The organism is Mesobacillus sp. ABV4_180, from assembly GCF_056158485.1.
This window is the reverse complement of the sequence record NZ_JBSWTJ010000001.1, coordinates 2,662,755-2,688,568: the sequence shown is the minus strand read 5'-3', so window position 1 is coordinate 2,688,568 and position 25,814 is coordinate 2,662,755. Positions and strand designations below refer to the sequence as shown.

General features: G+C 38.8%; 29 protein-coding genes and 1 pseudogene. 22 read left to right on the top strand and 8 right to left on the bottom strand.

All coding sequences use genetic code 11. The features are described from left to right. Positions 1-7 precede the first annotated feature (7 nt). On the top strand, positions 8-670 hold the full coding sequence (locus tag ACXAEA_RS13690; RefSeq protein ID WP_475098131.1) for a sulfite oxidase-like oxidoreductase: 663 nt from the start codon (positions 8-10) through the stop codon (positions 668-670). A 31-nt stretch (positions 671-701) separates the two neighbouring features. Then, complete coding sequence (locus ACXAEA_RS13685; protein ID WP_475098130.1) at positions 702-1,391, top strand: nucleoside phosphorylase; 690 nt, start codon at positions 702-704, stop codon at positions 1,389-1,391. 249 nt (positions 1,392-1,640) lie between these two features. Here the strand turns inward: ACXAEA_RS13685 and ACXAEA_RS13680 are convergent, their stop codons facing one another. Continuing rightward, positions 1,641-2,264, bottom strand: coding sequence for a LysE family translocator (locus ACXAEA_RS13680; RefSeq protein WP_475096434.1), 624 nt, complete (start codon positions 2,262-2,264; stop codon positions 1,641-1,643). Positions 2,265-2,405: 141 nt separating this feature from the next. Between ACXAEA_RS13680 and ACXAEA_RS13675 the strand changes: the two genes are divergently transcribed. The 13 genes and pseudogenes from ACXAEA_RS13675 (at position 2,406) to ACXAEA_RS13615 (ending at position 11,265) form a co-directional block, all read left to right on the top strand. After that, positions 2,406-2,951, top strand: a complete 546-nt coding sequence (locus tag ACXAEA_RS13675) for a helix-turn-helix domain-containing protein (RefSeq protein ID WP_475096433.1) — start codon at positions 2,406-2,408, stop codon at positions 2,949-2,951. Positions 2,952-2,984: 33 nt separating this feature from the next. Then, entirely contained in the window at positions 2,985-3,680 is a 696-nt protein-coding gene (locus ACXAEA_RS13670) for an HAD family hydrolase (protein WP_475096432.1), read from the top strand. Positions 3,681-4,187: 507 nt separating this feature from the next. Further along, positions 4,188-5,408, top strand: a complete 1,221-nt coding sequence (locus ACXAEA_RS13665; RefSeq protein WP_475096431.1) for a translocation protein TolB — start codon at positions 4,188-4,190, stop codon at positions 5,406-5,408. 126 nt (positions 5,409-5,534) lie between these two features. Continuing rightward, positions 5,535-5,981, top strand: a complete 447-nt coding sequence (locus tag ACXAEA_RS13660; RefSeq protein ID WP_475098129.1) for a group-specific protein — start codon at positions 5,535-5,537, stop codon at positions 5,979-5,981. Continuing rightward, entirely contained in the window at positions 5,962-6,504 is a 543-nt protein-coding gene (locus ACXAEA_RS13655) for an N-acetyltransferase family protein (RefSeq protein WP_475096430.1), read from the top strand. The genes ACXAEA_RS13660 and ACXAEA_RS13655 overlap by 20 nt, the downstream gene beginning before the upstream one ends. A 16-nt stretch (positions 6,505-6,520) precedes the next feature. Beyond that, a complete protein-coding gene (locus ACXAEA_RS13650; protein ID WP_475096429.1) occupies positions 6,521-7,525 on the top strand; it encodes a serine hydrolase domain-containing protein in 1,005 nt (334 codons plus the stop codon). 207 nt (positions 7,526-7,732) lie between these two features. After that, positions 7,733-8,038, top strand: a complete 306-nt coding sequence (locus tag ACXAEA_RS13645; protein WP_475096428.1) for a hypothetical protein — start codon at positions 7,733-7,735, stop codon at positions 8,036-8,038. Next, positions 7,998-8,573, top strand: a pseudogene (locus tag ACXAEA_RS13640) (DUF4275 family protein). The gene ACXAEA_RS13645 and the pseudogene ACXAEA_RS13640 overlap by 41 nt, the downstream one beginning before the upstream one ends. Positions 8,574-8,603: 30 nt before the next feature. Beyond that, a complete protein-coding gene (locus tag ACXAEA_RS13635; RefSeq protein WP_475096427.1) occupies positions 8,604-8,783 on the top strand; it encodes a hypothetical protein in 180 nt (59 codons plus the stop codon). A gap of 21 nt (positions 8,784-8,804) precedes the next feature. After that, positions 8,805-9,467: a phosphotransferase family protein gene (locus tag ACXAEA_RS13630; protein ID WP_475096426.1), complete on the top strand. Its 663-nt coding sequence runs from the start codon at positions 8,805-8,807 to the stop codon at positions 9,465-9,467. 50 nt (positions 9,468-9,517) lie between these two features. Then, positions 9,518-9,700 carry a hypothetical protein gene (locus ACXAEA_RS13625; protein WP_475096425.1) on the top strand — a complete coding sequence of 61 codons (183 nt, stop codon included), beginning with the start codon at positions 9,518-9,520 and terminating at the stop codon, positions 9,698-9,700. 128 nt (positions 9,701-9,828) lie between these two features. Further along, positions 9,829-10,812 (top strand): MBL fold metallo-hydrolase, encoded by a 984-nt coding sequence (locus ACXAEA_RS13620; protein ID WP_475096424.1) that lies wholly within the window; start codon positions 9,829-9,831, stop codon positions 10,810-10,812. Positions 10,813-10,887: 75 nt separating this feature from the next. Next, positions 10,888-11,265, top strand: coding sequence for an FAS1-like dehydratase domain-containing protein (locus ACXAEA_RS13615; RefSeq protein ID WP_475096423.1), 378 nt, complete (start codon positions 10,888-10,890; stop codon positions 11,263-11,265). Between the two features lie 90 nt (positions 11,266-11,355). Here ACXAEA_RS13615 and ACXAEA_RS13610 read toward each other — a convergent pair whose 3' ends face one another. The 4 genes from ACXAEA_RS13610 to ACXAEA_RS13595 form a co-directional block, all read right to left on the bottom strand. Further along, entirely contained in the window at positions 11,356-12,774 is a 1,419-nt protein-coding gene (locus ACXAEA_RS13610) for an NAD-dependent succinate-semialdehyde dehydrogenase (protein ID WP_475096422.1), read from the bottom strand. 71 nt (positions 12,775-12,845) lie between these two features. Further along, the gene (locus ACXAEA_RS13605) at positions 12,846-14,234 is read right to left on the bottom strand and encodes a hypothetical protein (RefSeq protein ID WP_475096421.1); all 1,389 of its coding nucleotides are present in this window, start codon (positions 14,232-14,234) and stop codon (positions 12,846-12,848) included. Between the two features lie 19 nt (positions 14,235-14,253). After that, positions 14,254-15,405, bottom strand: coding sequence for an iron-containing alcohol dehydrogenase (locus ACXAEA_RS13600; RefSeq protein ID WP_475096420.1), 1,152 nt, complete (start codon positions 15,403-15,405; stop codon positions 14,254-14,256). Positions 15,406-15,571: 166 nt separating this feature from the next. Further along, on the bottom strand, positions 15,572-17,179 hold the full coding sequence (locus tag ACXAEA_RS13595; protein WP_475096419.1) for a sigma 54-interacting transcriptional regulator: 1,608 nt from the start codon (positions 17,177-17,179) through the stop codon (positions 15,572-15,574). Positions 17,180-17,623: 444 nt separating this feature from the next. On the opposite strand from ACXAEA_RS13595, the gene ACXAEA_RS13590 reads away from it, so the two are divergent. The 6 genes from ACXAEA_RS13590 to ACXAEA_RS13565 all read left to right on the top strand — a co-directional run bounded on the left by ACXAEA_RS13590 (position 17,624) and on the right by ACXAEA_RS13565 (position 21,975). Further along, positions 17,624-18,118 carry an NUDIX hydrolase gene (locus ACXAEA_RS13590; protein WP_475096418.1) on the top strand — a complete coding sequence of 165 codons (495 nt, stop codon included), beginning with the start codon at positions 17,624-17,626 and terminating at the stop codon, positions 18,116-18,118. Positions 18,119-18,266: 148 nt separating this feature from the next. Further along, the gene (locus tag ACXAEA_RS13585) at positions 18,267-18,941 is read left to right on the top strand and encodes an HAD family hydrolase (RefSeq protein ID WP_475098128.1); all 675 of its coding nucleotides are present in this window, start codon (positions 18,267-18,269) and stop codon (positions 18,939-18,941) included. 750 nt (positions 18,942-19,691) lie between these two features. Further along, entirely contained in the window at positions 19,692-19,889 is a 198-nt protein-coding gene (locus ACXAEA_RS13580) for an aspartyl-phosphate phosphatase Spo0E family protein (protein WP_475096417.1), read from the top strand. A gap of 328 nt (positions 19,890-20,217) precedes the next feature. Continuing rightward, on the top strand, positions 20,218-20,874 hold the full coding sequence (locus ACXAEA_RS13575) for a lysoplasmalogenase (protein ID WP_475096416.1): 657 nt from the start codon (positions 20,218-20,220) through the stop codon (positions 20,872-20,874). 143 nt (positions 20,875-21,017) lie between these two features. Then, entirely contained in the window at positions 21,018-21,575 is a 558-nt protein-coding gene (locus ACXAEA_RS13570; RefSeq protein WP_475096415.1) for a cysteine hydrolase family protein, read from the top strand. A 160-nt stretch (positions 21,576-21,735) separates the two neighbouring features. Then, positions 21,736-21,975: a hypothetical protein gene (locus ACXAEA_RS13565; protein WP_475096414.1), complete on the top strand. Its 240-nt coding sequence runs from the start codon at positions 21,736-21,738 to the stop codon at positions 21,973-21,975. Positions 21,976-22,209: 234 nt separating this feature from the next. Here ACXAEA_RS13565 and ACXAEA_RS13560 read toward each other — a convergent pair whose 3' ends face one another. The 3 genes from ACXAEA_RS13560 to ACXAEA_RS13550 form a co-directional block, all read right to left on the bottom strand. Beyond that, positions 22,210-23,097, bottom strand: a complete 888-nt coding sequence (locus ACXAEA_RS13560; RefSeq protein ID WP_475096413.1) for an amidohydrolase family protein — start codon at positions 23,095-23,097, stop codon at positions 22,210-22,212. A 347-nt stretch (positions 23,098-23,444) separates the two neighbouring features. Continuing rightward, positions 23,445-24,560 carry a DUF4179 domain-containing protein gene (locus tag ACXAEA_RS13555; protein ID WP_475096412.1) on the bottom strand — a complete coding sequence of 372 codons (1,116 nt, stop codon included), beginning with the start codon at positions 24,558-24,560 and terminating at the stop codon, positions 23,445-23,447. Beyond that, positions 24,550-25,128, bottom strand: a complete 579-nt coding sequence (locus ACXAEA_RS13550; RefSeq protein ID WP_475096411.1) for an RNA polymerase sigma factor — start codon at positions 25,126-25,128, stop codon at positions 24,550-24,552. The genes ACXAEA_RS13555 and ACXAEA_RS13550 overlap by 11 nt, the downstream gene beginning before the upstream one ends. A gap of 236 nt (positions 25,129-25,364) precedes the next feature. Here ACXAEA_RS13550 and ACXAEA_RS13545 point away from each other — a divergent pair, with 236 nt between their 5' ends. Beyond that, complete coding sequence (locus ACXAEA_RS13545) at positions 25,365-25,790, top strand: DMT family transporter (protein ID WP_475096410.1); 426 nt, start codon at positions 25,365-25,367, stop codon at positions 25,788-25,790. Positions 25,791-25,814 lie beyond the last annotated feature (24 nt).

Genomic DNA, 25,814 nt, shown 5'->3' with positions numbered 1-25,814 from the left:
GATGAACTTGAACAAAGCAGAACGAATCAAACGAACGAGAGTACCGGCTGTTGACCCGACTCTTGCCAAAAGACTGCCGCCTGGTCAGGCATTAACCGAACGCTTTCCAATTCTCCATGAAGGGGAAGTGCCTGTTTATGACTTGAAAACATGGAATATGAAGGTTTTCGGTGCTGTCGAGAAAGAGGCGGTCGTAACGTACGACCAGATGCTGAACATGCCGCAAACCTCTGTAACCGTTGATATCCATTGTGTGACACGCTGGTCCCGCTTCGATAATACTTTTACAGGAGTGAGGTTCACCGATTTCATCAAGGAGCTCGGAATTCAGCCGAACAGTCAGTATGTCATGCTGCATGCAGACCAAGACTATACCGCGAATCTTCAACTGAGTGATCTTGTGCGCGACGATGTGCTTCTCGCCCATTCCTTTGAAGGAAGTCCGCTGACAGACAAGCATGGCTGGCCGTTAAGGCTCATTGTTCCACATCTCTATTTCTGGAAAAGTGTGAAGTGGATTCGCGGGATTGAATTCATCGATGAAAATAAACCAGGCTTCTGGGAGCAAAACGGGTTCCATATCAATGCTGACCCATTTAAAGAGGAACGCTTCTCAGGGGAGGACCTGCCGATACCAGAGGACGAATGGGAGAGAAAAGACTTTGACTAAACAACTGCCAAATTTGAAAATTGATTCAGAAATGCTTCCTGAAAGAGTCATTGTTTGCGGTGATCCATCCCGTGCTAAAAAAATTGCTTCGACACTTGCTGAACCAAGCTTATTAGCTGAGAATCGGGAATACCACAGCTACATAGGAAAATGGAAAGGAAAGGATGTCGCTGTCGTTAGTCATGGCGTCGGTGCACCTGGGGCGGCAGTCTGCTTCGAAGAGTTGATTATGGGTGGAGCAAAAGCCATCATCCGCGTTGGCACTGCAGGCTCTTATCAAAAGGAAATCGCGCCAGGAAGTCTTGTCATTAGTACCGGTTCCGTAAGTTGTGATGGGCTTACAAAGCAAATTGTGCCACCGGGTTTCCCTGCTGTAGCAGATCGAACGATTGTTGAAGCACTATCCCGAGCGACGTCCAATATTGCGGATAAAATTAAGGTGAGCGAGGGCATTACTTTGACACTCGATGCCTTTTACTCAGGAGTAATCGAATTCCCGCACCAGCTCTACAAAAAAGCTGGAGTCATTGCTGTAGAAATGGAAAACTCGGCCTTGTTTGTCATCTCGGCATTAAAAGGCGTGAAAAGCGGTTCGATTTTGGCAATCGACGGATTTGCTGATGCCGAGCTTAGAGAGGAATACAACCCGCATACTGAGCTAGTAACAAGTGCGGTTGAAGCAGAAGCTGAAATAGCGTTGAATGCAATCATCAGTTTATAACGTATAGATTTTATAGCCCCCATACCGAACAGGAATGGGGGCTATTCGAGTAGAATCACTTAAAAGTGTATATGTGCCCGAAGTCGCGAAGAAATCTGGATGACGGTCACATAAATGAGGAATATGTGACCGAAGTCGGTAGGAAATCCGGTTATCGGACATATAAGTGAAGGTGCCCGGAGTCGCAATGAGATCCGAAAACCGGTCACATAAAAAGGGATTATGTGACCGGTTTGTATCCAATATTATTTAATGTTGTTTATCCAAAGCAAGCTTCAATCCAAATCCGACCAAGACAAGCCCGGTTGCTTTATCCATTATACTTTGTACTTTTGGCGACATTAGCCATTCGCGTAAATAGTTAATGAAGAAGACGTAAACGAAAAACCAGGTGATGGATAGCACTGTATAAATGACACCCATCATAATTAGCTGTTGGGTTGCGTCTGATCCATTTTTAACAAATTGGGGCAGAAATGTTAAAAAGAACATAGCAACCTTGGGATTTAGCACATTAGATAACACCCCTTGTTTAAATGCTGACTTTTTTATTTCGGGATTAGTTGGTATTTCCTCACTGATCTTATTCTTGTTTTTCCTGGTGATAAATGAGGATACTCCAAGGTAAATCAAGTAGAGGGCACCAAGGTATTTAATGATTTCGAAGGCAACTGCAGACTGCATTAAAATCGCTGAAAGTCCAAAGGCTGCTGCAAATGTATGCACCAGAGAGCCGGTTGTTATACCGAGGGCCATTTTATAACCGTCGTTTCTTCCATCTGAAATCGTCCTTTTTGTGATGAGTGCTGTATCGATGCCTGGACTCATCACAACGAACAATGAAAGAATTATAAACGTAAAGAAATCACTCATTTTCTCCACTCCTCACTGACTTGTAAAATGACCGATAATAAAATATAGTTGTAAATTATTAAATACAGTTTAACATAGGTCTAGAATGTTTTTAAATGTGATTTAATTAAGTTTAATAAATTTTAATTAAGGAGTACGATCATGGAAAATATAGATATCGGCAAAAAAGTTGAGAAACATAGAAAAGCTAAAGGATTAACGAGTAAAGAGTTAGCCCAAATAGCTGAAATAACGCCTTCAATGTTAAGTCAAATTGAGCGAGGGCTGGCTAATCCATCAATCCAAACTCTAAAGGTCTTAGCGAAAGCACTTGATGTGCCGACCTTCAGTTTTTTTCTTGAAGAAACGAATACTAAAGATTTAGTAGTTAGGTCAAATGAACGCAAGAAAATGGTTGTTGACAACATTTCTTTCGAGTTGTTGTCCCCTGATTTTACTGGAACAATGGCGACAGCGATTATGCATCTCCCTCCAAATACATCATCATCCGAGAGTCCATTGGAGCACAAAGGGGAGGAAGTGGCGTTGGTTTTAGAGGGGAAAATTAAAGTGATTTTAAAAGAAGAAGAATACATATTAAATGCAGGAGATAGTGTCAAAATTCCAGCACATATGAAGCATAAATGGGAAAATAATTCTAAGGAAAAGGCTTCGATACTTTTTTCAGTCACGCCACCTGCATTTTAATTGCTTTGTGATTTTTCAGGAGGTGGTCCAGCAATGATCAAGGCTGTAATGTTCGATTTGGACGGTACTTTATTAAATAGAGATGAATCTGTAAAAGTGTTCATAGAGAAACAGTATGACAGATTGAATAGAGTAATAGAGCATGTGCAAAAAGAGGAGTACGTGAGAAGGTTTATTGAATTAGATAATCGTGGGTATGTTTGGAAAGATGAAGTGTATCGCCAACTGGTTAATGAATTCGAGATTACGGATCTATCATGGGAGGAATTACTTCAAGATTACATATCACATTTCAAGAATAGTTGTATCCCTTTCCCAAATCTTATTACTATGTTAGAAGCGTTGCGTGCAAAGAACCTGGTGCTGGGGTTGATATCCAATGGAAAAGGGCAATTTCAAATGGATAATCTAAAAGCGTTGGGAATTGAAAGGTATTTTGATACTATTTTAATTTCTGAATGGGAAGGGATTAAAAAACCTGACCTTGATATATTCATTAGAGCTCTGAACCAACTTAATGTTTCACCTAACCAAAGTATATTTGTTGGAGATCATCCTGAAAACGATGTGAAAGCTGCCCAGAATGCAGGGATGAAAGGGATTTGGAAGAAGAATGATCAGTGGGAAAATGTCCAGGCGGATTTTATTATTGATGATCTGATGGAATTGCCTTTGATTATTGAACAATTAAACCAACAAAAATCAATTATAGAATGCGTTGGTCCATGAAGGGTTGACGCATTTTTTGTTGAATTTCTTATTATGCTAACATCACAAACAGTGCTGTTTTTGGGTTGTATTTAATGGAATAATAAGGGGGCGAATTTTATTAAAAGAATAGGTAAAATACTTCAGTGGGTTGGCTCCATTATCGGATATGTAGTACTGCTCTTAGCGGCTAGTTACTATCCTATATCAAAAAGCACACTGGCAATCATAATGATCATATCTATCACTTTGGCAATCATTGGTGTTCTTTTGGGTGATTGGAATAAAATGGCCATTGTTTCCCTAATTCTTGCATTACTTGCAGTGCTAATTTATTTCTTCATTAGTAATGGGATATTATTTAAATTATGCGTGTCTACTAGTCTACTATTGGTGGCTGTTCATTTTGTGAAAAAATGGTCCAGACCTTGATGATTCTTGAACTTACTTCTTAATTAAAATCGAAAAAGAATCCAATCCAGAATCACCCTCCAATAACAGGACATCCTATGCAAAGGAGGGATGTCCTTGAGAACCAGGAACTTTTTACTGTTGATTTTCTTTAGTTTTCTTATATCTATGGATGTGAATGCTGAAACCCCGCTTATTGCTGCTTTTGTCCGTGATCATCAGCTATGGATCAAAACGGGTGAACAGGAAATGCAAGTGACAAAGAACCGTTATGTCCATTCTCCGAAATGGTCTTATGATGGCCGCTTTATTGCCTATATTGACGGTGATGCACAGGGAGAGAAATCGGACTTATGGATTTATGATACGAAGGAAAAAGAAAACTACCAGCCCTACATACAAGTTGAAACTGCTGACTTTAAATGGTCACCGATTAAGAATCAGTTGGCCTACAATGTGCATGGTGTATTGAACGTCACGAAAATGAAGAATGGCAGGCCGGAGGGGTTTGAGAATGTTTCCTTAGGGGTCAGCGGGTTTGAATGGTTCCCGAATGGCAGAGAGTTTATCGTTTCCTCTCAATCCAGCTTACGTCCAACTGGTTGGGGACCAATTCCGCTTTATAAAATTCCCGTGAACGCAAACCTTGATAAGGATAAAATGGAATCATTTTATACTATTGAAACAGATGAATCTAATTTGTTTGGGATCGATGCCGACTTTTTTAAGTGGAGTCATGATGGGAAATGGGTTGCGTTTATCGTAATTCCAACTGCTTCCTGGGCAATGGATAGCAATTCATTATGTGTCCTTTCAGACAAGGGAGAACAATTCCAGGAAGTGGGGAAAATGCTTGGATACAAAGACTGGATGAAATGGGCACCATCTGCCAACCAGCTTGCCTATATTTCTGGAGAAGGCAGATTTTTGGTAGAAAACAAGAAGACGACAATCGCAGATATGCCAACATCCATCCAACAAAAGCAGTACACTCCAGAAGGCTATGTTGATTTGGATTTATCATGGTACTCTCCAGACAAAGTGATCGTAGCCCGAGCGAAAGAGAACAAAGAATGGAGTGAAGGTCCGGTACCGACGATGTATACAGCGCTATACGCCATTAATCTAAAAACAGAAGATCAAATACAAATTTCTCATCCAAAGAACAATGAAATAGATATTCAACCTCAAGCAGTTGGCTCCTACATTACTTGGTTACGAACAAATGATACTCAGAGCAATTTATGGGTAAAAGATGGTTTGAGTGGGCGAGAATATAAATGGATTGAGGATATTGAGACAGCTCCGGCGTTTTTAAAATTAACAGCACACCTTTGATCGCGCAGTCCTGCTTATCAATAGAAGAAAAGTTGGCAGCTTTTTTTAATAATACAGGTTAAGCGTTGATCCTTGGAGGGATTAACGCTATTTTTGTGGAATTAGTTTATTTTGCAATTAAAAATAATGCTTTATGGCAAAGGAACCCTTTGTTGCATATCGATTGCATCGAGTTTTAAAAACATAGATATAGTTCGTTATGTTAGTAAACAGCTAGTTAATAAAGGGTATGTTCAAACATATGATTGGACCAAAAATGAACGAGCTTTAACGTTTGAAGATTTGAGAGAAATTGGGCAACAAGAAAAAGAGGCTGTTTTGGAAGCAGATTTCATCATTATTTTATTACCAGCAGGAAAAGGAAGCCACATAGAATTTGGAATTGCCCTTGGACAAGGAAAAAGGATTTATCTATATTCACCAGATGACGAAGTAAACAGATTTGAAACAACGAGTACGTTTTATCATTTACCGGAAGTTTATAAATGTATTGGTACTATTGAGGAGTTAATTTTGACAGTCACAACTGAGCAGAAATCTGGAGGGGCTTTAAGTGATAGATGTAGAAATTAGAAGGCCAAAACTTGAAGACGTTGAACAATTAAAAGCATTTTTTAGAATCGTGATCGTTGATACATTCACCAAGGAAGGTATTGGGGATCTGGTCGATGATCTTGCGAAGGAAATTGAAATAAAAGAAAAGTACTTAGAAGAGGATCTTGAAAACAATGGTGAGGAAAGGTTTTTTTTGATCGCCTTGGATGGTGATAAAATCATTGGCTCTATTGAATATGGGCCAGCAAGTGATTTAATTAGGGATCATACAAATGGGAATCTGGAAAAGCTAATTGAGGTTGGTACAGTCTTTGTTCATCCTGACCACCAGAGAAATGGCGTAGGGAATTTGTTATTGATGAACATGTTTTTAACTTTAAAGGATAAAGGAATCGATGAATTTTACCTGGATAGTGGATATAGAAATGCCCAAAAAATATGGCGAAAGAAATTTGGTGAACCTGATTGCTGGTTAAAGGATTACTGGGGAAAAGATTTTGACCATATGATTTGGAAAATCAAAGTTAGCGATTGGGTTTAACGGGGGTTAGGTTGGATTGAAGAAACTTGAAAAAATAATTTCGTGGGTTGAGGATATAAAAGAAAAGAATAAGAGTAGTGCTTCATCATTATACATTCTGAAAGATAATGAAGTAATTCTAGAACACTATAATGGTAATCACTCTAATACTGAAGACGCAGCTCCAATCACGTCATCCTCCCAATTCAACGTAGCCTCTGCAAGGAAAAGCTATCTTGGGTTAGCGATTGCATATGCGATTTATGAAGGGAAAATCAACAGCCTGGATGACTATGCAATTGATTATTTTGAAGAGATGGATGAAGAATTGCTTGGAAAAACAACAATACGCCATTTAGTCACTCATTCACATGGTTTACATGTAAAAGAGGATGGTACTATTTTTCGCGAGTTTGATCCAGGTCAAGGCTGGGCTTATAGAGGGATCAATGTGTTAATGATGACCAGGCTGATTAATCGACTATATAACAAGAGTTTTCCGGAACTTTTAAGAGAAAGAGTATTTTCACCTCTAGGTTTTAAGGAAACAGCCTGGCAAACGGTAGGGAATGCTTCATTAGTTAAACAAATTGATGATCCGGAAGAAGAAGGAACATACAATATTGGGCGTCTTGACGATGGAATGGAATCAAACTTACATACTTCAGCCAGGGAGTTTGCACAATGGGGAAATCTTCATTTGAATAAAGGGTTTGCAATGGGGAAGCAGATTGTTCCAAAAGAAGTAATAGAAATGGCCACACAAGTTCAATGCCCCCTCTATAAAAATAATAAACTGCCACAAAACGGTTTGTTCTGGTTTGTGCAAGGACGGCCAGCAGCTTATAGTGAGCTTGGCGATCGAGTGCCAGAAGGTTCCTATCAGATTTTAGGGGTAACTGGTCCCACCCTTCTAGTCATTCCAAAATACAATCTGGTTGTTGCGAAAATGTATAACAAGCGCTACAACTATGGCGGAGACAATTATCTTTATTATTTAAGAGAATTCAGTAATTTAGTGGCGGATACATTTAGAAAGTAAGTGCTTGAAAAAACTGTGCGTTAATCCTGGAAGGGATTAACGCTATTTTTGTGGAAATACTTTATTTAACAGGCGGGGCAGGATAGTGTTTAAAGAAAAGATACGAGAAAAAGGTGGGGGAATATCATCAATAAACCAATTGTTTTATTTCTATTTACGATTGCGTTCTTCAGTATTCTGACTGGCTGTAGCGCTGATGGCGGGAAAGTGACTGCAGGGGATGTTCTTAAGCGAAATAAAGATGCGGATGTCTTAAAATATAATGGTTTTATGTATAATAATGTCACTGACCTTGAATGGTTTGCTGAAGATATTGATAGATTTCAAAAAAACAATAAGATTGGGGAAATCAAGAAAGTAACGACTTCCAGTTGGTTCTTTACCAATTTTTCAGCGACAAAGTTACCAAAAGGTACGGTCTTGTATGATACGAATGATGGGAAAACCGGGATTATTATAGTAGAAACAGAGGATGGTGAATTCTTATATTATATGCAATTACTCGAGGGCTGAGTTCAGCTCGATAAAGGTGGATACCAGGATGATAAGAAAAAAAATCAACGATATTTTAGATAGTTTACCAGAAGAGGAGTTAAATGAGGTTTATTGTTCAATCTTGCCAATTCAGGAGAATTATCTGTTTACAAAGAATTTAACTGATAAAGGTGTATTGATCAATGAGATCATAGAGGAAGCAGAGGATATTTTAGTGACCTGGGAACAGAGTTTTGCAAGAGATATCAGTGAGGAGATGAAAGAGTCCATTTATTACGAGCAGTATAAATGGCATCTATTTAGCTATGAAAAACTAGATTGCTTGAAGGAAAGCGATGCAAGGGAAGCATTTAATCATGTATCATAGGATGAATTGTATGTGATGTACGAGAATTCCCCTTGGGTCTACCTATACAGGAACGCAGGCAAAGTTGTGGCAGAGGATTTTGATTCTCAGGAAGACATCTATATATTGGATAAAAACTTCACCTGGACATATGTTCATACACATGAATCAATGTGTGGTCCATATTTTTATAGTTTATCTCGCTAGTTGGTATGTTTTTTTAGGAGGACTTGTTTGATGAAAAATCGTGTCATTGGAAAATTTGGATTGAGGATACGTTCAATGAGTGAGGTTGAAGATTCATTCAGTTCAACAGTCTTTAAGTGTACTTTAGAAAATGGTGAAAATGTTTTTGTGAAAATCCCATATACCAAATTGAAATTCCAGCAGGAGTTAGAAGCCTATGAGATTTTATAAGGTAATGTTTCCATTCCTGAAATGCTGGATTATTGGTCTGGTGATGAAGAGTGTCCTGGGGCTTTTTTGTTGTCTGAATTAAAGGGAAAACCGTTAACGACTGAGGCTTCGCCAACTATAGCGTTTGAAATTGGAGTACTTCATGCTAAGATGCATTCGATTCAGCCGCCTGCTGGGCAAGAACTAGCGGGCATTCAAAATGAATTTCCGAATTGGTCTGGTTTTATTGAAACCCAATTTAATAGTTTTGCTGAAGATGTAAAGGACGTTTTGGAAGAGGGATTATATAAACAGGCCATTGGAAAATTTGAAGATATGAAGAAACAGCTACCTCCACCAGATGGACCAAGCTTTGTACATATGGATTTTCGTCCAGCAAATATCATTGTAGATGAAAATAGCGTTTCAGGCATGATCGATTTTGAAAGCGTGCGGTTTGGTTCAACAGAAATTGACCTCACCAAGCTGAATCGTGATTTTCTAAGCTTCGATCCTGCCTTGTATGAAGCCTATCAAGAGGGCTATAACACTATCAGACCACTAATTAATCTAGAAGTCGTATTGCCTTTTTATCAATTTACAGACGCCTTCAACAGTATTGGATGGTGTAAGCGGCGAGGACTTGAAAAAAACGCATTATTTTTAGAGAGAAATTTAGAGATTTTAAAGGCTTTTCTACAATAAAATCTGGCTAGATTACGCATTATGGAAAAATGGATTTAAGGAGTGGGATTATGTCTGAGAAAGTAAGAGAACGATTAAAATCAAAAGAGCAGCATAAAAATCCAGGAGCTGCCTTAAATAATGCGTGGGCACAAGCCACTACTGGGGTACCAAATAAGGGTTGCTTAGTAAATGTCATTTCCATCCTTATTGTCATAGGCTTTATTTTATTAATAAGAGCGTGCACAAACTGATAGTAGATAAGTAGGCAAGAACTTTTACACCAGGACTCACTAATGATTTGATTTTTGCCATTAGTCCTTAACAAAATGGCAAAACAGCATTTGTATATGTCACGCATTTAAATTAAGGAGGGAAAGCCTTGAATAAGTCCAATATTATTTTCTTTGAGCGAAAATTTCCTAGTGCCAACATGATCCTCATCAAAGATCAGCTTCCGATCCTGATTGATACAGGGTTTGGAAGTAATGTAAAGGAAACTGAGCAATTAATAAAAGAAGCAGGCGTTTCACCAGAGGAATTACACCTAATTGTGAACACCCACTATCATAGTGACCATGTAGGCGGGAATTATCATCTACAAAAAAATTATGGTGTTAAAATTGCTGCTCATAAGTGGGAAGCCAATTTAATAAATTCTTTGGACCCTGAAGCCTGCAGTGCGGAATGGTTAGATCAGCCTGTAGAACCTTATCGAGTCGATAAAATGCTTTCAGATCAAGATGAAATTCATACAGGATGCAGAACCTTGAAAGTTTTACATACTCCGGGCCATACTTTAGGTCATATTTCGTTATATGAACCTGAAGAACAGATATTGATTTGCGGGGATCTTTTTCATAAAAATGATATCGGATGGCTGAATATCTTCCGAGAGGGAGTTTCATCTATCCAACGATCTTTAGAAAGCTTGGATCGATTGTCGACTCTTCAGATCCAACAGGCCTATTCAGGGCATGGACCGCAAATGGGGAATCCAATGGCCGCCATTGATGCAGCAAGGAAACGGTTTGAAAAGTGGCTAACAATGCCGGAAAAAATTTCATGGCATGCTATCAAACGGATTTTTTCCTTCACATTAATCATAAAAAACGGATTGGCAAAAGAAGATATTGATAATTATTTGCTAGGATGTGGCTGGTTCCAGGATTTTGCACGCCACTCTTTCCAGCATCAATCTGAAGAATTTATTCCAGTTTTACTGAATGAAATGATACGTTCCGGAGCAGCAAGCTGGCACAATGACTATTTGATTGCTGCAACCCCATACCAGGCTCCAGAAGAGGAATGGATGAAAAAGAACATTAAGCCGAAAGATTGGCAAGCACACAATTTCCTCGTGTAACATCCGAACATTACTTAGCCATATATTATTTTTTTGCAATATTCGGATTTCTAAAACCTTAAGGGAGAGATTGTTATGTCATTAAAAGTAGGGGACATCATTACTTTTGAACGGACTTTTACGGAAAGGGATGTTGAATTATTCACAGAGATATCAGGGGATGAGGGGATTCATCATAAAACTCCCGATGAACAGGGGAGACTTGTCATTCAGGGGTTATTAACAGCCACACTGCCAACAAAAGTAGGTGGGGATCATAATGTATTGGCCCGATATATGAATTTTGAGTTTTTACGACCTGTTTTTACAGGAGATACAATCCTTTGCGAAGTTACAATACAAAAATATGCAAAGCAAGAAAATGATAGAACAGCAATCAGTACAACCTTCTCATGTACAAATCAGAATGAAAAAGAAGTGTTAAAAGGTAGTTTTTCTGGTGTGATACTTTGAATTTCTTATAACTTATTCAACTAACTTCTCAGATCCCCAAGGAAAGATAAGGCCAGCCCCGAGTTAGATAAGTGGGGCTGGCCTTGCTTTTTATAAACCTAATGAAATGTATTTTACTTCTAAAAATTCCTCGATGCCATAATGGCCACCTTCGCGTCCAAGGCCGCTTTGTTTGAAGCCCCCGAATGGTACTTGCGGCGTGGAAGGGAGACCGTCATTTAGGCCGATGATTCCATATTCCAATGCCTCTGTGATTCGGATCCCGCGTGATATGTTCTCTGTGAATACATACGCAGCAAGGCCGAAGATGGAGTCGTTGGCACGGGCGATTGCTTCTTCTTCAGAGCTGAAGGTTGTAATAGGTGCGACTGGGCCAAAGGTTTCTTCTGTCATACAAAGCATTTCATCAGTGACATTCGTGATGATCGTGGGGGAGTAGAATTGGTCTTTCACCAGTTCGCCTCCAGTTGCAATCTTAGCCCCTTTTTGAATCGCATCTTCAATATGGCGCTGCACCTTTGCGACTGCTGCATCATCGATCAACGGACCTAAATCGACACCTTCTTCAAGACCGTTTCCTACGCGGAGAAGCTGAACTTTTTCAACAAATTTGCTGGTGAATTCTTCGGCAATATTCTCATGTACATAGATTCTGTTGGAGCAGACACAGGTCTGGCCCGCATTCCGGAATTTAGCTGCAATCACACCATTTACTGCTTTTTCGATATTCGCATCATCCATAACAATAACAGGTGCATGCCCGCCAAGTTCAAGAGAGACCTTTTTGACCGTATCTGCAGAGCCACGCATCAACAGTTTGCCAACTTCTGTTGAACCGGTAAACGTCAGCTTTCTGACCCGTGTGTCTTCAAGCCATACCTTTCCAATCTCCTGTGCATTTCCTGTTACAATGTTGATCACTCCCTTAGGGAAGCCTGCTTTTTCAGCAAGCTCAGCAAGCTTGAAGGCAGTGAGGGGACTTTGTTCTGCCGGTTTTACTACAACTGTACAGCCTGCAGCTAAAGCTGGCCCTACCTTCCTTGTAATCATCGCAGCAGGGAAATTCCAAGGTGTAATGGCTGCAACCACACCGACTGGCTGCTTCTGGACAAATAGACGCTTGTCTCTTCCTGTGGCAGGGATGGTCTCGCCATATATTCTTTTTCCTTCTTCTGCATACCAGGAAAAGAATCCATTAGCATAAGTTATTTCTCCTAGTGCTTCTTTAAATGGCTTTCCCTGTTCCATGGTAAGTGTCCTGGCAAGGTCTTCTTTATTCTCATTGATCAGATGGTGCCATTTCCAAATGAGTTCCGCTCTTTCATATGCGGAGTACTGGGACCAGGTCTTGAAGGCTTCAGCTGCTGCATCTGCTGCCTGTTTCGCTTCCTCAGCGCCTCCGTTAGGGACTGTTGCAATCTTTTCCAAAGTAGCAGGATTGATGACGTCAAAAGTCTCCAGTTCTTTTCCTGTCCATTCTCCATTTATAAATAATGAATATTTTTCCAATGTAATGCCTCCTTATGGCTCAATTAAAGCAACGTTAAAATACGCTTCATTGCTCTAGCGTAAAAAAATATTTATGAAACGTTCTTCAAATCTGATTCTCCTGCATCTTTCGTAAAGGTTTGATCGTTTTCTCCAGTGAAGAAACGCTTTCCATAAATCAGCAGACATAACAGGATTCCGACTGCAAACGCCCATGTTGCACCTTTAGTAGCCAGAACAGCCCCTGTTATCCCGGCGATGCCAAGATCACGCTGGCTGCGAGCCTCAAGAATACCAATCTTGACACTGACATATCCCTGGATCAATAACGTCAATGCAAGAGCAATCCCAAGAATTGGCTGAACAAGGCTGACGATTGGCAGCAATAACAGACCGGTGTTTGTTCCCCAACGGAAAGAACCTGAGCCGCCAAAAATAGAGTTCATCGCTTTTTTGCCTTCTTTAAAACGCTCTACAACTACAACCTGCATGGCAGCCCACATAGGCCCGCACATCGTTACATCAGGCCCGAGAATGCTCATTAAAGCGTTACGTCCACCAAAAATTAAATGTGCCCTGTTTGGATTATAATCGATTTTTTCATCCTTACGGGTATCTGCTGCTTCATCGACTAATGCCTTGCTTTGGAGGACATCCCCAAAAAGGACAATATAGGTAGCCAAAACGGTTGGCAATCCTGTTACAAACATCATTAAAGGAGGAAAGCCTAATCCAAAGACTGTATATTCATTCCAAAGGGTAGCAAAATCAGGAGTACTGATTCCCCATTCAATTTTCGGCCATGGTGCTTCTCCAAAAATAGGTGCGATAATAATGGCTAAAACAATGATTGGAAAAATACCAAGCTTCGAAAAGAGCATCCAGAATTTGCTCCGTAATTTTAGTTCTTGAAAATGCTGAGAGAAAATTAAATAAAATGCAATACCAATAGCAATTGAAATTGTCCAGGGGAATGACTCAAATCTGCCGCCTACCTGGAAGACAGAAATAACGGCTGCAAAACCAGCTCCCATGATAATTCCTGATTTCAAAGCGGGAGGAACAAGATTGACCACTTTTTTTGCCATCCCTGTAATACCCAGCAGGATTGAAAAGAGTCCCAGTGTCAATTGGAAACCAACGAGGGCATACACTCTTTGATCGCCTTCTGGGAAAGTGGAGACGTAGGTCATGATTAAGGGAATGGCAGGTGTGATCCAACCTGGAACGACCGGGTCGCCGAGCAAGTGGTGGGTAAGATAAAGCAATCCATTCAGCATGACAACAGCCAGGGCAACTTCAAACGGCATTCCTAGCAATTCGGTCATCAAAGGGATGGCTGCTAAATCAACAGCACACAATAATAACCCTTGTACATAATCAGGCCACTCAAAACGATAGTGTATAAATGGCAGCCTCAGTTTAAAAGGACCGAAAGGGATATATGGTGATTCTTGCATATCTTCACGTTTTTTCCACATAAGTGATTCTCCTTATAGTTTAATAGGCAGATTGATAGATTGCCTCTATATCATCTGTTGATAAAACTCTTGGGTTGTTCTTTAATAGTCTGGTAATTTCAGAGGCATCCTCTGCCATGGAACGGATGTCTTCCTCAGGTATGTCGAAAGCTTTCATGCCTTTTGGAATATTGACCATTTCACATAATTGGCGCATTCTCTTTACGGCTAAATCCGCTGCCTCTTTATCGGAAAGCCCGGTCGTATTCTCTCCAAGTGCGTCAGCGATATCGCGGAATCGCTCCGGACATGCGATTTTATTCCAATCCATCACAAAAGGAAGCAGAAGGGCATTGCTTACACCATGCGGAATATGGTACCGGCCGCCAAGAGGGTAGGCGAGTGCGTGTACAGCGGCAACCCCGGCATTGCCAAAAGCCATGCCCGCCATCAGGCTTGCTGTCGCCATAGACTCTCTGGCCTGAATGTTATTTGGATTTGCATAGGCTTTGGGAAGATCTTTGGCAATCATTTTCATCGCACCGATAGCCAATGCATCTGTAATCGGGGAAGCGTTGATAGAAATATAGGCCTCAATGGCATGGACTAGCGCATCAATCCCGCTCGCTGCTGTCACGGACTTCGGCATCGTAAGGGTCATTTCCGGTGAAACGATTGCCACATCTGGAAGTAGGTAATCGCTTACAATTCCCTTTTTTAATTGTGCTTCTGTGTCTGATAAAATAGCAATATTGGTCACCTCTGAGCCAGTGCCTGCTGTAGTCGGTATGGCGATAATAGGAACGCCTTTTTTAGGTACAAGATCGGTTCCAATTAAGTCCTGGAGCGGTCCTTCAAATCCAGCAAATGCTGAAACGGCTTTTGCGATATCAATCGCGCTTCCCCCACCAAGAGCTATCAGCCCATCATGGTTTCCAGTAACAAATACATCCTTACACTCCTCTACTAGCGCAAGCTCTGGTTCAGGCTTCACTCCTGTATAAACACCACAAGAAAGCCCTTCCAAAAGATGGGTAACTTTTTCAGTCACACCTATTTTTTCTAAAATTTCATCGGTAACAATCAGAGGATTTTTCATATTCAGTCTTGCTACTTCCTCAGGAAGTTTTGTCGTTGCCCCATTTCCTGTAATCAATTTGTTTGCAATCTTAAATGTAGAGATCGAATTCATGCTTACATCTGCTCCTTTCCTTCTTTTTAGATACATGCAAGTTGCGTGCCAATATTTAAACATTCAGAAAAAAGCCTTAAAATAGACACATTTTAAGGCAACAGAAGGTTCATATTCAATATGATTGATTAGAAAAATAATCAAGAGAAGGGTTTTGATTAAATATTTAATCAGACAAATTCCATTTCTTCATTTTCTGTACAATTGTACCCTGGCTAACCTGCAAAGCCTCAGCTGCTTTTCTAGTCGTTTTGTATTTTATTAGGGCTCGCTTGATTAATTCCCTTTCCACTTGTTCGACCGCTGATTTTAAAGGCATAATGTTAGATTTATGAACAGGGTGGTGAGGAGGGTAATTTCTTAATTCTTCCGGCAAATCGCGACCCTTAATTTCATCGTCCATCGTTGTGACGACAAGCCGCTCCAGGATATTCATCAATTGCCTGATGTTCCCGGGCCAATCATAATCAATCAAGGAATCAATGGCTTCAATCGTGAGCGTCTTACTGGATTGATATTTTTGATTGAAAAATGCTAAGTAGTGATCAATTAAGGGAACCAATTCCTTTTTTCGTTCTCTTAGAGCAGGAATGGTAATCGGGACGACACTCAGGCGATAATACAAGTCTTCGCGGAAGGTGCCTTCAATCACCATCTGCTTCAGATCTTTGTGAGTAGCTGCGATAAACCTTACATCCACTTCTTTTGTTTTTGTTGATCCGACCGGAATGAATTTTTGCTCTTCTATGACCTTAAGCAATTTGACCTGAAGCTCAAGCGAGAGATCACCGATTTCATCGAGAAATAAAGTTCCATGGTCTGCAATTTCGAGCAATCCTTTCTTGCCTTTAGCCGAAGCTCCAGTAAAGGCACCAGGTTCGTAGCCAAATAGCTCAGCTTCGATGAGGTTAGGCGGGAATGCACCACAGTTCACTTCAATAAAGCTGCCATCGGAGCGTGAGCTGTTTTTATGGATAAATTTAGCGATCAATGTTTTTCCCACACCGGTTTCGCCAAAAAGCAAGACCTTTACATCGGTTTTAGCGACATGCTTAGCAAGATCATAAACTTTCTTCGTTTCTTCAGTTTGTATGATTGAATCAAGATTATAGCCAGTATTGTTCAGGTCCCTCGATGACTGCCGCAAGTCCCTGATTTCCTGCAAATCCTCAATTTCATGCTTTAAATGAAGCAGTTCGGTAATGTCCCGCACATTATTAATGACATATTGCACCTGCTTGTTTTGATTGAGGATCGGAGTTCCGGAAACAATGACATTCCTTTTATTATGTAGTGTTTGCATCATTGTAATTGGACGCTTTTCTTTGATCACTTGAGTGGAAACGGATTTAGAAATATAACCGGCTTTGACGAGTTCATCCATATGGTACCCGACCAGCTGCTGCTGTTTAATTCCGGTAATCCGTTCATATGCTTTATTCACCTTAATCGTCATACCTGTACCATCCGTAATATAAATTCCGTCATATGAGGAATTGATAATCTCCGTGAAGGCATCACTTGAAATCAGATGTGTATATTCTGTATCTGAACTGTTTGAGAATTCGTTTTGAGTTCCCATAAATGCAGGAGAGCTCATTAACTCAGAGATAGGTTCATTGATCTTGCCTTTTTCGATTGCTTCATGCAAATGATTAATAGTGAACAACCCGGTTGATTCACCGTTTTCGTTCACGACCTCAAGGACATCACTTCCTGAAGAAATAAACAATCGCATAGCTTGCTGGACAGAATCAGTCGTCTTCAAATTCATTACGTTCACCATCTTCTTTTAAATCATAATTTATAAATATAGCATTTCTTTATTGTAGACAAGATCCTGTTCCCTGGCAAAGCATGGACCAAGTCTAATAAAAGAAATTGTTGGTCAAGAGAGGGGAGAAGCTTCTAATTCAAAACGGTTGGGATTGACGAAACTTTTTCTTAAAGAAATAGGTAGAGGGAATCAGATGGGGATTAAAGAGAATGATAAAGAAGGAGATTAAGAAGCAAGTGAAGAAGCAAATAACAAGGAAAGCTGGAAAGACTGCTGAAAACATAATCATAAAGTGATGATAAAGTTTTAGATTTTGTGAGAAAAGATGAGGGTATTCCGCAAAATAAACAAACAGCTTCGTACGTTAAGAGCAGGGAGTTAATGTGGCTCTTTCTTATTAAACGGTGCAATTAATTAAGTAATGGATTGGAGGTGTGAAAATTGACTACTACATATGTAAATTGGGGAGAAGCAAGAGTTAAATTAATGTGGAAATGTACCAACAAGCTGCCGCAAATTGATCTCGTAACAAGTGTGCACGGTTTTTGTTTTAAGGATAACCAATTATTATTAGTTGATTTAAACCATCGAGGATGGGATTTTCCAGGAGGACATATTGAATACGGTGAAACACCAGAGGAATGCTTTATGCGAGAAGCCATGGAAGAAGGATATGTTGAGGGGAAATGCGGACTGCTGGGATACATAATTGTTGATCACAGTGATAATCCACACTGGAACGAAAACAGCCCCTATCCTAAAGTTGGATTTCAGGTATTTTACAAAATGAATATAACCAAATTACATCAATTTGAAGGTAAATATGAATCTGGAAAACGCATTTTTATAACCCCTGATAAAGTATCTTCATATTATTCTGATTGGCATAATCTCTATCAGGAAATACTAGATTACGCATTAACAAAAACATTTTGATACATAACCGTAGGCAAAAGCCTGTGAATCTGCATACTTAAACAGGTGCGTTGATCCAGAGATTTTTGTGGAATTTCAGTATCGAAAAGGGGAAGCACTTTTTTTTGAAGAAGGAAATTTTTTACTTTATGTAGAAAAAATAATGTACATGAATAAGGATGTGATTGTTATTAAAGCAGTTATTTTTGACTTTGATGGTACACTTGCGGATACATTACCGATGTGTTTCTTAGCATTTGAATCTGTGTTTAAGAAATTTGATAATCGTATGGTAACCTCAGAAGAAATTAAGGCTATGTTCGGTCCCTCGGAGACTGGTATTATCCGTGAAAATCTTAAGAATAATAAATATGAGGATGCCATTGAGTTATATTATGAAATATATAAGGAACGACATGAGAATACGGTTCAAAATAATGAGGAAATAAACACCTTGCTTAGACTGTTAAAAACAAAGGAGTATAAACTTGGAATAGTGACCGGAAAAGCCAAAAGAAGTCTAGACATATCTTTAGATTGTCTTGGGTTAAATAACATTTTTGATGTAGTAATTACGGGCGACGACGTTGAGCTTCCAAAACCCCATCCAGAGGGAATCAACAAAGCATTAGAATATCTAAATGTGACACCCAAAGAGGCTGTTTTCCTCGGAGATAGTGACGCGGATATCATGGCTGGTAAACAAGCGAATGTACATACAATTGGAGTACATTGGCTGCCGAATTATCAGACAAGTGATTTTAGTGTTCAACCAGATGAAGTATATAGCGATATTAATGACTTTTTAGCGACCCTTTTAGATAATAAGTTAAACGTGGTTTAAAATCTAATCTGCTGCCAAAATTAGGCGGCGTTTTTTCTGTACTAAGGATGCAGATAGTTTTGATCTTACCAAAGCAGGAATGAAACTTTTTGTGATAAAAACCGTAAAATTATTGACCATCCATTAAAGTTACTAAATAGGAAGAGGGAATAAGATGGGATTAAAGAGCATGATAAAGAAGGAGATTAAGAAGCAAGTAAAGAAGCAAGTAACGAAGAAAGCTGGAAAGTCGGCCGGAAAAATAATTGGAAAAATAATGAAAAAGTTTTAGATCTGTGTGAAACGATGAGGTTTTTCAAACAGCTTCGTTTGTTTAGAACAGGGAGTTGCTGTGGCAGCTCTCTTACTTATTTGGTATATGAAGAAGAACACCTATATGGAAATTTTGATACTTATGCTATGCATTGAATGTACTTGATAGAAATGGGAGAGGAAAATTTGAGGAGACTGTTTGAATGAAATATTTAGTAGATGATGATCAACGGGATGTAATTGGCTATGCTCAAATATTATAATTAGAAAAATAAAGACTTAGTATTGTACTTAAAGTAACGGTAGCGTTGATCCAGGTAGGATAATCGCATTTTTTGTGGAACATACATATTGAACAAGGTGGCAGAAAAAAAACTTTGATAAGTAGGAGTTTTAAAATTATCATTCTAGATTTTTTGTTTTTCTACAAAAACTTACTTTTGAGGAATTTTATGTATTATAATTAAATTCAAATAATACACAGGAGATTTATCGGATATGATTATATGTGCATCTGAATCGCCACTTATCAATTGTATAAATAAAATGAAGTCTAAAATGATTGAGTCTGCTACAATTAATGGTTATGGTAGTGAAGAGACGATAAAATACAGTCAAAATCTGGATGAATTAATTATCAAACATATGAGATTCTGCTGCAATAACGATATACACACAATGATAAATGCCTCTTGAGAATTATAGAAGAGCCAGGAGTTTCCTGACTTATATAGGGTGGTCATTTCGGTGCTTCACTTTTTTTATTGACATTTCTATTTGTACATTTGGCCAAGGGTTTAAGTTTTATTTTTTTAATTGGCAGACAGGACTTTAAGTAGGAAAAACTTAATTAAAGGAAAGTGACTGACGTTGATCCATGAGGATTAACGTTTTTTCTATACGGAGAAACTACTCAAGTTAATTTAATTTATAAATAGAGGATATCTAGGTTCTTGTGAAGAAGTCCTATTTATCTACAATAAAACATAAAATATAGTAAAAATTATTGGGAAGTGATGTACATATGAAAAAAATTGCATTACCTCTTCTTATCTTATTCATGAGTGGACTTTATATCTTTTTTATCCCCGAAGATCCTGCACCTCTGAAAATCACTTTTAAGCTCATTCCTATGGTATTAATCATAACTTATGCCTACCTGCGTTGCGATACTAAACCTAAACCTACTCAATGGATTATACTAACTGGATTGTTTATCTGTATGTTGGGAGATGGTTTAATTGCAGGTTCTTTTATTTTTGGATTAGCTGCATTTTTGACAGGGCATTTATTTTACGTATTGGGATTCACTAGAATATGGACGTTCTCTAAAACACGTTTTGCAATGATCATTCTTATTTTTGGTTACTCTTTCTTAATTGGGAACGAACTGGTGAAATCTTTGGTAGAAAACGGAAACAGTAATCTCGTTATTCCTGTTATTGCTTATGTTTTTGTGATTTCTCTTATGGCCTGGTCAGCCATTATGACAGGTAATAAATGGGCAATTGCAGGAAGTTTTTTATTTGTCCTTTCCGATTCTATATTATCTTGGAATATGTTTGTAGCTGATGTACCACAATCAAGTTTACTCATCATGTCTACTTATTACACGGCTCAGTTTTTAATTGCCCATAGTCTAGGTTCCTTATTTAACAATTCTAGTAAAGAAGGATTATAAAGTATTCTTACAAAAAAAGTTTAGCAATAGGAGTTGTAGTAGGTTTAGTTGTTTTTTGTAAGGTTGGAGTTGGGGAGTTTGCAGCAAATATAACAAAGTAACATTTTGTAAGATATTGTGTTGATTGAAAGGGGAAAATCATTTTGAATCAAATATTGTTAATTATTGATGCCCAACAAGAATTAATTGATGGAAATCAAGAAGAGAGTGCTGTTTTTAAAAAGGAACAACTTATCAGGAATATCAATTTAGTAATTGAAAAAGCAATAAAATCCAGTGTACCAGTTGTCTTTGTAAGGGATTTAGATGTTGCAGAAGGGAAAGGTAAAGGATTTCAGGTTCACGAAGAAATTAATGTGCCTGCGGATTCGAAGATTTTTGATAAATCTGCAACAAATTCTTTCCATGGAACAGGACTACTGGATCATCTAAAATCTCAAAAGATTGAGCATGTTGTTATAATGGGGTGTAAAACCCAGCACTGTATAGACAGTGCGGTCAGAACAGCCACTATTAGTGGGGTGGATGTCACCTTAGTAGGTGATGGACATTCAACAACGGACAGCCGTGCTTTAAGCGCAGAACAAATTATCAAGCATCATAATGAAACTCTTCATGGCCATTACAATGTGGAACACTTTTCAGTTGTCAGAAAAGCAGTGGAAGACTTGTTCCATCCAATTCATGATTCATATAGGTAATTGAAAATATTGTATTGAAATATTCCGTATCTATGAATGAACAATGGTTTTATGATTAGGTATGGTTTTATGAATTGACGTCTATTAAGCTCCTGAAAAAGTGAATAGCACACTTAAAATCTTAAAATACTAAATTTAGATAAGGAAGATAAAAGGATAAATGAGTAATATCGATAAAAGGAATCGTTTAGGTGAAGAACCTTTTAATTTTCGCGTGACAAAAGATAACACTGTCTTTTTAGATTATTATGGTAGACAGGTTAAAATCTTAAAAGGAAAAGAAGCTGAGAAATTTCTAAAGAGAATGAAAGTTGCCGAAAATTCAACGGAAGCACAATTAATCATGGCGAAGATCACTGGAAATTTCAAAAGAGGTAATGAACGAAAAACTGAAGGATAACCATTATTATTTGTTTTTGATTCAACCTATTAAAACCTTCGAATACAATGGAATAATTATGAAAGTCGCTGATATATATCCATAGAGAAATTCCAAATGTAGAATAGACTAAGTTAGAATCAAGGTAGATATTTTTTTCGCCAAAATGTTGCGGTGCTTTAAGAAGCATCGCATTTTGTTTTATAATTATGGATTTTGTGAACAATGCTTCCTGAACGTTATATTCTCGTTAATTTATCCGTTCTGTATGAAGTCCAAGTCGGTACTCTTTATTAAGTCCATAAAAGTCTTTCCTAGAATAAATTCCTTATGTTCTTGAGGAATGTCTAAAGATTCGACCCAACTCCTTTTATCCGAGTAATCGTACTCATTAAATTTTTTCATTCCATATGGTCCATCGCAGCCATACAATACTTTACGATATCCAAGTGCCTGAACAACATTTCTTACGATAGTGGGGGTAAGGTAATCACTTGATGTGTCCACGTAAACATTGGGTTTTTCCTTTGCATATTTCCACATGCTTTTCCAAAAAGGAAGTCCTGCATGAGCATAAATAACTTTGAGTTTGGGATATCTGTCAGGTAAGTATTTGTAGGAATCTGGTTCTGAAGATAGATGAATAATCATTGGGATACCTCTGTTTTGGCATAAGGCTCCAATGGAATCAAGTTCTTTAATACTATACTTATGCATAAATGGATGGGCCTTTACTCCAATAAAACCAGGTAGGTTAAGGTATGTCTCTAATGTCTCGACAGATTCTGGAACAGTTGGGTTAACTGCAGCCCAGCCTAGAAAACGATCAGGATAGCGTTTTATCGCATTTGCTACCATGTCATTATTGGGCTCGGTAAAAATCTTAAAGCTTCCATTGACTTTAAAGTAACCTTCTTTAACTAATCCGTCATAAATTTTATTGCCTATTTTGGGGAAATTCATGATTAAAAAGCGGAATAAGTGGTGTAGGTTATGCTGGTATTTACTTTCTTTTTCATACATGGTTTCATTAAAAGGTGGAATTAATGCGGTTTTCTCAACATTGTTTTTATCCATCTCTTGAATCATTTTTTCTAGCGTTAACATCGTTTCATCAACATGAAAATGGCAATCAATAATCATTTGTAATCTCAGTCATCCTTTCCTATTAAGGTTAAAAGTGTAAAAATTTGAATATTTATTATATAAAGCTTATGACTTTCCTGTTCAAGTTACAACAAACCGGATTAGGTCTAATTAGAAAATTGTCATTAGGTTAATGTGCAGTAAAGAGATACTCCGCATTTAATAGCCAGCTTTTTGTGCCAACTTTGTGCCAGAATGTACTTAAAGTAACGGGTGCTGGTTTAGAGTGAAAGTAGTAAAAAAGACCATCAACCAGCTATAGATATGATCCGCTATCTAATAGGTATACTGAAAATCTTTTCACTAAAAAAGCAAAGGGAAGAGAACATCCCTTTGCTTCCATATCATTCAAATCGCTTTTCGCCATTCTCAATAACAAATTCCTTTTTATCCTTGGTCCGAACGATGATTTTATAGGGATCTTCCTTAACAAATGGCCATATTTCGTCTGACTTGATAAATTCTTCGGCCATGGTGTATAGGTCGTTGGCGTGTTCGGCTGCTCCATCGTCGGTGCTCTTCATTTTCATTGTGATGAAGATTCGCATCAATCCTTCTTTACTTTGATAGCCGACACCGGACACTTTATATTTTTTATAGGTTTTAAATTCATGGGCGATGCCTGAGACTGCATTGCTCCAGCGTGCGTATTGCTCTCGTTTGGCCAGGTTGAACTTCCTGATTTTGACCTCTACATTATCCTTGCCGTTCTCAGCAAGAGCATCCTCTACGGCCTTCTTTATTTCGTCCACTTTTTCCTTCTTTTCAGTGCTAGGGATTTCAAGTTCAACCGAATCAGAACTATAACCAATGCTGTTAGTAAAACCAAATGGTTCCAGGGCAGCATGGACGATTTGGAACACTTCTTCACTTTCCTTTTCGATTTGAGCTTGCTCCTGTTTCCATTTTTCAGAGGGTTCTTTATGTTGTCTAACTTTTATGAAATAATCCTCGATCCTTGTTCCTTCAAACTCCTTGCTCTGGACCATGGAAAACCCTATTTTTTTTACACCAGCTTCCATATCTTTGACCTGCTTTTCAGATGCATCCAATGTTACGGTGATTCCTTCGTTTTTGCTCCCGACAAACTGGTTTACTTGCTTGACTGGGTATCCTTCTTTTTTCAAAGCCTGAGTTAAGCGCTCCGTCAGATTTTGTTCTGGACTTTCAAAAATCGAGCTTAACGGGGGAATCTTCGCGACCATCTTTGCCATTGTTGGGGATACAAACCCTGAACCGATAAATAACAAGAAGCTGGCAGCTACTGCAGCTGTTGCCAGTCCTGCCTTTTTCCAAACTGTCCAATGCTTTTTCATGGCTTTATTAAAGCCTGCAAGTTCAATGGCAACCCGATCCATCCTCGCTTCGTCAAATTCTCCAGCTGCGAATCGTTCGGGTAAATTCTTTGTGAAATTCTCAAGCGTCACAGGGATTAGCTGTTCATCCTTTTCATATCCCATAAGATTTTTCCTCCATTTGAAAGTGGCTTTGTTTTTTCATCAGTTCACCTAGCTTTTTCCTGCCGCGGGCTAACCTGGTTTTTACAGTATTGCTATTTTCATTGAGAACCAGGCTGATTTCCTTGACAGATAAGTTTTCAAAATAAAACAGCAGGAGAGGGAGTCGCTGTTCATCCTTTAAATTGGTAATCAACTTCATCAGTTCATTCTTTGTTTCTTTTTCAACTGCTTTTTCCTGGGCAGACTCGGACATCATCTTGGCGATCGCCTCTGGATTATCCTCAATATCAGTAAACTGATTTCGCTTTTGCTTCCGATAAACATCAATTGAACGGGTATAGACGAGCCGGTAAAACCATGCCTTAAAATGGCGAATTTCCATGTTTCGCATAATACTTAGATAACAGTCCTCCAAAGCGATCTGGATAGCATCCTCAGCCAGTTCCCTTGAACCAAGTATGAGATAAGCTGTCTTATAGGCTGAAGAAAGCAGATCTTCAACCAGATGGCTGAACGCTTCTCCATTTCCTGCCCGGATTTGATTTAATAATTTCTGTTCCTCACTCAACTGGGCAACCTCCATTTGTTATTTTCACTAGTATGTCGTTCCGAAAGGGTATGTTGGTTTCATTTTTTAAAAAAAATATGTAAATCCATCCCATTAACCATAATCCATTATAATCCAATTAACCTTTAATAATTTTAAAATATTCTTTTTTTCTAGAATAAGGACATATGTCCTTCCGGAAATCTACCGTCCTGTCTTTTAATGGATTTATAGATTAAGGATTGGGGAGAAAAGGAATGAAAGGTTTTGTCTTCGCTTTTTTAGGGGGAGCATTTATAACGCTGCAGGGTGTAGCAAATTCGAAAATCAGTGAGGACATTGGTACATGGCAGACTGCTACGATTACTCAGTTCACTGGGTTTTTAGCTGCTCTAGTCATCATGATGTTTGCCGGAAGCGGAAGTTGGCAAGGGCTAAGGAAAGTGAACCCGCTGTATTTAATTGGCGGCACGTTTGGGGCGATGGTTGTTTTCGGTAATGTTACGGCGATTCATTTAATCGGTGTCACCCTTACTGTTTCAGCGATGCTGATTTCGCAACTTGGGATGACTGTCCTGATTGACGGTAACGGATGGTTCGGCATCAAAAAGCAAAAAATGAGGATGCCGCAGCTGATTGGGATTACAATGATGATAGCAGGTGTAATGATTCTTGGTTTATAATCGTCCTGTGTAAAGTGTGAAAAG